Raw genomic sequence first — 9,380 nt, 5'->3', positions numbered from 1 at the left:
GAAATACCATGAAGTTCATGAAGGGGAAACAGAGGGTTCAGGGTTCAGGAAGGGAGGGAATTGAACCACAGAGATCACCGAGGTCACAGAGAATTTTAAGAGATGCCGGCGGACTGAAGATGTCGCCCGGCGGACAGTGGGAGCCATCTCCATCTGTGTAATTTTAGTCCTCTAATCTGTGAAATCTGTGGAAATACCATGAAGTTCATGAAGGGGAAACAGAGGGTTCAGGGTTCAGGAAGGGAAGCAGTCCACAGATTTTACAGATTTTACTCTATGCTCCACGCTCTATGCTTCTCTCGACCATGAAGGGCATGAAGAAGGGAGGGAATTGAACCACAGAGATCACCGAGGTCACAGAGAATTTTAAGAGATGCCGGCGGGCTGAAGATGCCGCCCGGCGGACAGTGGGAGCCATGCTCTTTTCCCATTCGTGGGATCGTTCGACCATGAAGGACATGAAGGGGGGGGAAAGAAGAGGGTTCAGGGTTCAGGGTTCGGGGTTCAGGGGGGGGAATTCTTTCCCCAATCAGAGTTAATCAGAGTAATCAGGTGCAAAAATCTTCCGGGGCCGGGGGGGCTTCAGGCGCTTTTCTTGAAAAGCGCCGGCAGGAGCAGGGCGGCCGCCAGGGCGGCGCAGACCAGGACGAAGACGTCGCCGTGGCGGGTGTAGAACGTCCCCCCTGCCAGCAGGGGCACTTCCTCCGCGGTCCAGGCGGAGGCGAAGAGTACGCGGCCCGAAGGATCGCGGACTTCCCCCACGATCCGCCCCCAGGGATCGATCAGACAGGAGTATCCGGAGTTGGTGGCCCGGACCAGGGAGACCCGGTTTTCCACCGTCCGGAAGAGGGCGGCGGCCGCGTGCTGAAACGGCTGGACCGTCTCCCCGAACCAAGCGTCGTTGGTGAGGTTGACCAGCAGGTTCGCGCCCCGGCGGGAAAGGTCCCGGGACAGGGGGGGGACGATGTCTTCGAAACAGACCAGGGGGCCGATCTCCACCCCCGGCAGAGACGGCGACTTCAGGATCGCCGCCGTTTTTCCGGGAGTGAAATCGTGCTCCCAGGGAACCAGGCCGGCCAGAAACGGAAACAGTCCGCGCAGGGGCACGAACTCCCCGAAGGGCACGAGGTGGAGCTTGTCGTAGCGTCCTTCGATGCCTTTTTCCCGGTCGATCAGGTAGACCGCGTTGTAATAGCGCTCGCCCGACTCCGCGACTTCGTGGACGTCCCCTCCCACGATCAGGACCGCGTCGCTTCCGGAGAGCGAGGCCCGGAGGGCGGAGAGCGCTTCCGGGGTTTCCTCCAGGTACCAAGGCACCGAAGACTCGGGCCAGATCGCCAGGTCGACGCGGGGAGCGGCGGCGCGGGTCAGTTCCAGGTGCCGGGCGAAGATGGGGTTGGCGAAGGCCGGATTCCATTTGATCTCCTGCCTGATCCCGGCTTGGACCAAACCCACGGTGACGTTCGGAAGGGCCGCCGCCCGCGCCGGGGCCCGATCGAGCACCGCCCGCCCCCACCAGACGGTCGCTCCCACCGCCGCCGCCGCCGCCGCCGCCGGGACCGCCCGGAACCGGCCGGGGAAAAGAAGCCGGGCCCAGGCCCCGTTGGCGGCCGCGATCAGGAAGGAGACCCCGTAGACCCCGGTCGCCGCCGCCGGTTGAATCAGGACGGGTACGAACGCCTGCGACGCTCCCAAGGGATTCCAGGGAAACCCGCTAAAGAGGCTCCCGCGCAGGTACTCGAGGGCGGTCCAGAGCGCCGCCGCGCCGAGCCAGCCCAGGGCCGGCCGGCGCCAAAGCAGGACCGATCCCGCCCCCCAGGCCGCCCAGAAAAGGGAGAGGTAGAGACAGAGAACGACGTAGCCGACGCAGGTGACCTCGTCGATCCAATAGAGCGAGAGCAGCCAGAAGACCGCCCCGGCCAGACCGCCCGAGAGAGCCCCGGACCGCCAGGAAGCGCCGCGCCAGGACACCGTCAGGGGGACCAGGGCGGCCCAGGCGACCCCGGCGAGCGAAAACCGGAGAAAGGGGAGCGCGAGCAACGCCCCGCTCAAAACCGGGAGCAGCAGCTTCCCGGCGCGCCGTCGGTTTACCCCCTCCCGCAGCACTTCTTGAATTTCTTCCCGCTCCCGCAGGGACAGGGTTCGTTGGGCCCCACCTTGGGTTCCCGCGGACCCGAAGGCGCCGCCGGCGGCAGGGACCCGGCGGGGGGCGGGGGCATCCCCGGGGGCATTCCCGGGGGCATCCCCGGGGGCATTCCGGGGGGCATTCCAGGGGGCACCCCCGGAGGCATCCCCGGGGGACGGGGCGCGGAAGGACCGGGCCGGAACCGCGCCGGAGCGGCGCCTCCCGAAGAAAACGTCTCCATGGAATCGTGAACCATCCGCGTCGCCCGGATCAAGGGAGCCCTGACCGTGGAACGGAAGATGCTGGCGGCGACTTCGGAACGGAGGTTGGTTTCCAGTTCGGTGAACATGTTGAAGCTTTCTTTCTTATACTCGACCAGGGGGTCCCGCTGGCCGTAGGCCCTCAAGGATATTCCCTGGCGGAGGTCGTCCATGGCGTAGAGGTGTTTTTGCCAGAGGCGGTCGACGGCGTCGAGGACGACCATCTTTTCCAGGCGGCGCATGACCTCGGGCCCCTCGTACTCTTCCTTGAGATCGTAGACCCTGACGATCGCCTCCATCAACCGGCCGGTGAGCACGTCCAAGCCCATCCCCGGCTCGGCCCGCCAGCGCTTGAAGTCGATGTGGATGGGAAACATCCGGGAAAGCCAGGAAACCATCTCCCGCCATTTCCAGTCGCCCACGGAAGCGCCTTCGGGGATGTAGTCGGGCAGTTTTTCGGAGACGACTTCCTCGATGATGGCCAGGATTCCCCGGCGGGGGTTGTCGGAGTCGATGATGCTGTTGCGGAACGAGTAGATCTCCTCCCGCTGGCGGTTCATGACGTCGTCGTACTTGAGGATGTGTTCCCGGATGGAGAAGTTGTTGTGTTCCACCCGCCGCTGCGCCGATTCGATGGCCCGGGAAAGAAGGGGGTGGGTCATCTCCTCCCCTTCCTCGATCCCCATCTTGGTCATGATCCCCGCAATCCGATCCGAACCGAACAAGCGCATGAGGTCGTCTTCCAGGGAAAGATAGAACCGGGAGGAACCGGGATCGCCCTGACGGCCGGACCGGCCCCGAAGCTGGTTGTCGATCCGGCGGGATTCGTGGCGCTCGGTCCCGACGATGTGGAGCCCCCCCAGGTCGACCACCCCGGGACCGAGCTTGATGTCGGTCCCGCGCCCGGCCATGTTGGTGGCGATGGTGACCGAGCCGCGGCGGCCGGCCCGGGAGACGATCTCCGCCTCCTGCTGGTGGTAGCGGGCGTTGAGGACCTGGTGGGGTATCTTCCGGCGCTTGAGCAGGCGGCTGACGATCTCCGAGGTCTCGACGCTCACCGTTCCCACCAGGACCGGCTGCTCCCGTTTCCAGCAATCCTCGATCTCCTCGATCACCGCCTTGAACTTCTCGGCCCGGGTCCGGTAGATCCGGTCGTGGTGGTCCCCGCGGATCACCGGACGGTTGGTGGGAATGACGATAACGTCGAGGTTGTAGATCTTCTTGAATTCCAGGGCCTCGGTTTCGGCGGTCCCCGTCATCCCCGCCAGTTTTTCGTACATCCGGAAATAGTTCTGGATGGTGACCGTGGCCAAGGTCTGGCTCTCGCGCTGGATCTCGACCCCTTCCTTGGCTTCGAGAGCTTCGTGCAGACCGTCGGAATAGCGGCGGCCGGGCATGAGGCGCCCGGTGAAGGTGTCGACGATGATGACCCGGTTGTCCTGGATCACGTACTCGACGTCCTTCTCGAAAAGGGAGAGGCCCCGCAGCGAAGTCAAGGCGTTGCTGATCTTCTCGCTCTTGACGTTGATCTCCTCGTTGAGAAGGGCGATCCGGCGCTTTTTCTCCTCCTCCCCCAGATTTTCGTCCTCCTCGATCTCGACGATGGCCGTGCTCAGGTCGGGGAGCACGAACTCCTCGGGGTTGTCGGGAGAAAGGGCCTGGTGCCCCTTGTCGGTGATATCGACCTCGTGGGAGCGCTCTTCGATGGTGAAGAACAGCTCCTCCCGCAGTTCCCTCCCCTCTTCCGCCCGCGGGGCCTGGGAAGAACGGGCGTCCAGTTCGACCTCGGCCTTTTCCATGGCCCGGCGGATCTCGATGTCCTCGAGCATGGTCAAAAGCTGGCGGTTCTTCGGCGCCCCCTTCTTGACCTTGTAGAACAGGCGCACGGCTTCGTCGCGGTCCCCGGCTTCCCACATCTCCCGGGCCTCCTTGGCCAGGCGGTTGCAGAGCAGGGTCTGTTTTTGGAAGAGGGTCTTCATCCGGGGCATGATCTGCTTGAACTGGTGGGTCGAGACCTGGACCGGGCCGGAGATGATCAAGGGAGTCCGGGCCTCGTCGATGAGGATGGAATCGACTTCGTCGATGATGGCGTAGTAATGCCCCCGCTTGATCTCGTTGGCGGCCGCGTTGAAGTAGTTGTACTTGCGCTGGACCTGGCCCTCGCGCTGCACCGCCATGTTGTCGCGCAGGTAGTCGAAACCGAACTCGTTGTTGGTCCCGTAAGTGATGTCGAGGGCGTAAACGGCGCGGCGTTCGGCCGGCTCCATCCCCGACTGGATGCACCCCACCGTAACCCCCAAAAACTCGTAGATGCGGCCCATCCACTCGGCGTCGCGCCGGGCCAGGTAGTCGTTGACCGTGACCAGGTGCACGTTCTTCCCGGAAAGCGCGTTGAGGTAGAGGGGCATGGTGGCCACCAGGGTCTTCCCTTCGCCGGTGGCCATTTCGGCGATGGTGCCCCGGTGGAGAACGATGCCCCCGAAGAGCTGGACGTCGTAGGGGACCATGTCCCAGGTCACCGGCTGCCCGCAGACGTCCCAGGTCTGGCCCATCAAGCGGCGGCAGGTGTTCTTGACCGCGGCGAAAGCTTCCGGGAGGAGTTCGTCCAGGACCTGTTTTTCGGCTTCGCGCAGGCGCCCCAGGACCGAACCCATCTCCGCGCGCAGCCGTTCTTCCTCGGCCTCGTCGACGGTGCCGGCCAGGGCCCGTTCCAACTCGGCCAGACGGGCGGCCGATTCGCCGGTCCGGCCGCGGATGCGCTCCCGGAACTCGTCGGTCTTCCCCCGCAACTCCTCGTCGCTCAACGCCCGGTATTCCTCTTCCAGGCGGTTGATCCTGTCCACCAGCGGCTGCAGCCGCCGGCGGTCGCGGTCGAACTTGGTGCCGAACACTTTTTTTACCAGGGTCTTGATCATGTCGTATCGCTCGTTCTTCCTTTTTGGGAAAGCGGCCGGACCGCCGGGGCCCGGGTCCTATCTCCGCTCCCTCTCCCGGCCCGGGTTCATTCCGCCGGGGGGATGATCAGCACTTGGCCTATTTTTAATTTTTCCGGCGCTTCCAGACGGTCGCGGTTCGCCTCGTAAATCAAGTTCCACTGCGAGCGCTTCCCGTAAAACTTATCCGCGATCCCCGCCAGGGTGTCTCCCTTGGCCACGGTGTAAGTCCCGGCCGGAGCCCGGGGAACCGCGGTCGGGGACGGGGCGGCGGCGGGAACGGCCGCGGGCGCCGCGGCGGGGGTGGAGACGGTTCCGGCGGCCGGGGTGGGGACCGGAAGCAAAACGCCGATTTCCTGTTCCCGGACCGCGGCTTCCTCGCTGCGGGCCAGCCATTCCGAAACCCGCCGGGCTTTTTCCGAGTCGGGGGCCAGACGCAGGAATTCCCGGTAATAGACGGCCGCCCGTTCCTTGTCCTTGAGGTTGTCGTCGTAGATGATCCCCAGTTGGAGGCATACCTCCGCGTTTCCCGGGTCCAGGTCCAGGGCTTTCTGGTACATCTCCACCGCCCGGGGATAATCGCCCAACCGGTAGTAGCCCCGGGCCATGCCGATGTGGTAGGGAATGGGCTCTTCGTCCGGAGCCTGGCCGGAAGGGGCGCAGGCCCCGGAACAGACCGCGGCCAGAACCATGGCGGCCACGCGCGGGCCGCGTTTCCCTTTTAACGGCGCAGCCATGTCTGCAATGCCTCCGTCTGGGGCCCGCGGGGTTCGAGCTCGACGTACGCCGAGGCGTGTCTCCGGGCCGAGACGTCGTCGTGAAAATGATAGTGGTAGAGTTTGAAAAGAGCAAGGTGCGCCGGAGCGAAGCGGGGCTGGAGTTCCACCACCCGGAGAAAGTTCTCCAGGGCCGCCTGGGGACGGTTCCGGCCGTTTTCCAGAACGCCCAGGTTGTAATACGCCTGGTAGAGAGAGGGATCGGCGGCCACGGCCGCCCAGTAGGCTTTTTCCGCCTCGGCCGTCCGGCCGGCCTTCTGCAGGACCGCCCCCCGGCTGTAGAGCGAGGCCGCTTCATCCTTCGGAACCGGCGTCGACGCGGGAAGCTGCCGGCGCGGGGAAAGACGGGCGCGGACCCGCTCGGCCTCCGCCGTCCGGGGTTCGAGCTTGAGATAGCGCCGGTAGGCCTCCCGGGCCCGGTCCTCCTCCTGGAGACGGTCGTAGTAAAGGTCGCCCAAGGCCAGGTAATCGCCGGCCCGGGACGGATCGAGCGCGACCGAACGCTCCAGCGCCCGGGCCGCGCCGGACGCGTCGCCCTCGGCCAGGCAGGCGCGGTAGAGTTTCCGGTACGTTTCCAGGAGCTTCTCCCGAGTGCCGGAGGCGCCGGTTTTTTCGGCCAGGCGGTAGTATTCGGCCGCGGCCGCGGGGCGCCCGGCATCGTCTTCGATCTCGGCCAGTTTCAGGTACACTTCGGCCAGGCGGACGCGGGCGTCGCTTTCGCCGCCCTCCAGCGCCGCCTCCAGGTAGGGGCGCGCTTCGGCGTACCGGCCCATGGACTGGTGGACCCGGCCCAGGGCGAAACCGATCTCGGAACTGCCCGGATCTTCCGCCCGGGCCGCCTCGAACGCCTTGAGGGCGGCGGCGTAACGCCCGGCCGCTTCGGCCTCGAGCCCGGCCTCGACCCAGCCGTCCCGATCCCGGGCCGGCGTCGGCGAAGGCGCGCCCGGGGGAGAAGCGGCGGCCCCGGCGACGGGAGGAGGCGTGCGGAAAACGTCGCCGCTTCCTTCCAGGACCTCTTCCCCCAGCTCCCTCCGGGCCGCCCCCAGGCGGCGGACGACTTCCGCCACCAGATCGGATTGGGGGTTCCGGTTCACGTCGAGAAACCGCTCGTACATCTCCACCGCCCGGCGCCGGTCGCCCAACCGGTCGTCATATAAAAGCCCCAGCCGGTAGAGCGCTTGAAGCCCGTCGGGGGCCGCGTCCAGGGCGAAAAGATAAGCCTCCTCCGCTTCCCGGTATTCCCCCCGGCTTTCCCGGACCAGGCCCTTCTCCACCGCGTCCTGGGGCGACGAAAACTCTTCGTCGACGGACGCGGAATCCTTGACGCCGTGGCGCTCCAGGAGAACCCGGACCATCGCGCGTTCCGGCGGCGGCGGTTCGCGGCCGGCGTATTCCTCGAGCGCGGCCACGGCGCCCTCGCGGTCGGTCTCCAGGGCGAAAGCCGCCACTCCGTAATTGTACCCGGCGGCCGGCGGGGCCGGATCGGCGGCGAGGGCGGCGGCGAAAGCCTCCAGGGCGCCGGCGCGGTCGCCCTGTTCCCAGAGGACCGCGCCCAGGTTATTGAACCCGTAGCCTTTTTCTTCCGGGCCGGCTTCCAGAAAATTCCGGAAATACCCGGCCGCGGCGTCCAGATCCCCCCCTTCCCGGGCGAGGACGCCCAACCGGTAAAGGGCGGGGGTATAGTCGGGATCGCGCTCCAGGGCTTCCAGGAAACGGGCGCGGGCCTGCTCCGGTTTTTCCATCTCCTGGTAGAGGGTTCCCAGGCAATACGCGGGCTCGGGGGCGGTCTCGTCCAGGGCCAGGGCCTTCTCCAGTTCGTCCAGCGCCGGGGAATATTCGTTGCGGGCCCGGTAGACGGCGGCCAGGGCCAGGTGCCCCCGCAGGTCCTCGGGGTCGGCCTGGATCTGGCTCCGGAACGAAATCGCCGCCTGGTCGTAGCGCCCTTCCCGGGCGTCGTCGAGGCCCTGGCCGTAAAACCGGTCCGACCGTTCCCCGCAACCGGCCGCGAGCAGGACGCCGGCCGCGGCGGCGGTCCATCGAAACCGATCAGTCCTCACCGTCCGCACCCTCTTCCCCGGCCGGGGGGACGGAGGCGCTTCCGGCGCCGTATTCCGGATTCACCTCCAGCCAGCGTATCCATACCTCCCGCTGGGCCGCTCTCAAATCCTCGCCCGCTTGCCAGTCGAAGGGGTGGTTCTGGCCCGTGATTTTTTTCAGGGATTCCCAAGCGTCCTTCCGCACGTAAGGGGACTGGTCGTCGAGGGAGTTCAGAAGGGCCGGAACCGCCGAGGGGTCGGCGTAGATTTCGCCCAGGATGTAGGCGGCGTCGGACCGGGTGCGGGGCTCGATGTCCCCCAGGAGCGCGATCGTACCCGGAATACCCCGGGGCGACCGGATCTTGGCCACGATCATCATGGCCTGGTGCCTGATCTCGGGATACTCGCTCTTCATCCCTTCCACCAACTGCTCCAGCCCCGAATAATCCCCCAGGTCGAACAGGGCGGTGGCGGCGGCGTAGCGGACTTCCAAATTTTCGTCCTCGAGCAGCGGCCGCAGCGACCGGATGGTGTCGGGCTGGGAATATTCCCTCACCGTCAGGACCGCGGCCAGGCGGACCATCACGCTTTCGTCCCCCAGGGCCGAGACCGCCGTCTCCAGCCCCCGGGGGTCGAGGTCGGCGCCGAACCATTCCAGGGCTTCGACCCGGTCCTCCGGCTCCGAGGAGCTCACGAGCTCCATCGCTTCCTCGTAGGTCGTGGCTACCCGTTCCCGGTCGCCTCCCCCGGTGAGGGAGGCGCACCCCGAACCCAGCGCCGGCAGAAGGAAAAGGAGAAAGGGAAACGCCCGGCCGCGGCGGCGGCTTTTCACCGGCCCTCTCCCTCCAGCGCCAGGCGGGCCCTGATTTCTTCGACGTCGATCAACTCCAGTTCCGTCTCCCAGCGGGTTTTCACGACGTCCTCCTCGCCCTCGACCACGGCCCGGCGGTCCCGGTAAAAATCCTCGAGCGCCTGCTGCAGGGCTTCGCTTTTTTCCTGCTGGTACTTGACCGAAAGAACTTCGTTGGGGGCGGATTCGATCCGGTTCTGGTAGAAATCGGTCAGGCGTTCCACCCGGAGGTTGTAGGCTTCCTGGAGGAGCTCCAACTCTTCCCGGTGCCCCTCCAAATCGGGGGGAATGCTCCTGCGGACGAAAGTGAAGACGAAGACCACCACCGCGATCAGCAGCAGGATCAGCATCCCCTTGAGAAACTTGTACCCCCAGCCGATTGCCAGTTGTTCTTCCATGG

The 9,380-nt window shown here is 65.9% G+C and carries 6 protein-coding genes; all 6 read right to left on the bottom strand.

The genetic code is table 11. The features are described 5' to 3' along the window. Positions 1 to 582 precede the first annotated feature (582 nt). Positions 583 to 2,106, bottom strand: a complete 1,524-nt coding sequence (gene lnt, locus PLZ73_06760) for an apolipoprotein N-acyltransferase (GenBank protein HOO77572.1) — start codon at positions 2,104 to 2,106, stop codon at positions 583 to 585. Then, positions 2,088 to 5,300, bottom strand: a complete 3,213-nt coding sequence (secA, locus tag PLZ73_06755) for a preprotein translocase subunit SecA (GenBank protein ID HOO77571.1) — start codon at positions 5,298 to 5,300, stop codon at positions 2,088 to 2,090. The genes lnt and secA overlap by 19 nt, the downstream gene beginning before the upstream one ends. An 86-nt stretch (positions 5,301 to 5,386) precedes the next feature. Further along, on the bottom strand, positions 5,387 to 6,055 hold the full coding sequence (locus PLZ73_06750; protein HOO77570.1) for a LysM peptidoglycan-binding domain-containing protein: 669 nt from the start codon (positions 6,053 to 6,055) through the stop codon (positions 5,387 to 5,389). After that, the gene (locus PLZ73_06745) at positions 6,040 to 8,151 is read right to left on the bottom strand and encodes a tetratricopeptide repeat protein (GenBank protein HOO77569.1); all 2,112 of its coding nucleotides are present in this window, start codon (positions 8,149 to 8,151) and stop codon (positions 6,040 to 6,042) included. Before PLZ73_06745 ends, PLZ73_06750 begins: the two co-directional genes overlap by 16 nt. Beyond that, positions 8,141 to 8,962 carry a HEAT repeat domain-containing protein gene (locus PLZ73_06740; GenBank protein HOO77568.1) on the bottom strand — a complete coding sequence of 274 codons (822 nt, stop codon included), beginning with the start codon at positions 8,960 to 8,962 and terminating at the stop codon, positions 8,141 to 8,143. Before PLZ73_06740 ends, PLZ73_06745 begins: the two co-directional genes overlap by 11 nt. After that, positions 8,959 to 9,378: a hypothetical protein gene (locus PLZ73_06735; protein ID HOO77567.1), complete on the bottom strand. Its 420-nt coding sequence runs from the start codon at positions 9,376 to 9,378 to the stop codon at positions 8,959 to 8,961. Before PLZ73_06735 ends, PLZ73_06740 begins: the two co-directional genes overlap by 4 nt. Positions 9,379 to 9,380: the final 2 nt, after the last annotated feature.

This window comes from bacterium (assembly GCA_035380285.1).
In the GTDB taxonomy this organism is placed as follows: Bacteria; Auribacterota; Erginobacteria; order Erginobacterales; family DAOSXE01; genus DAOSXE01.
Note: the sequence above shows the minus strand (reverse complement) of the source record. Positions and strands in the feature narration are given on the sequence as shown.

What these genes read in the sequence shown, in the direction of transcription:
- secA (HOO77571.1), bottom strand. Translation starts at nt 5,300, where the DNA reads ATGATCAAGACCCTGGTAAAAAAAGTGTTCGGCACCAAGTTCGACCGC.
- PLZ73_06750 (HOO77570.1), bottom strand. Translation starts at nt 6,055, where the DNA reads ATGGCTGCGCCGTTAAAAGGGAAACGCGGCCCGCGCGTGGCCGCCATG.
- PLZ73_06735 (HOO77567.1), bottom strand. Translation starts at nt 9,378, where the DNA reads ATGGAAGAACAACTGGCAATCGGCTGGGGGTACAAGTTTCTCAAGGGG.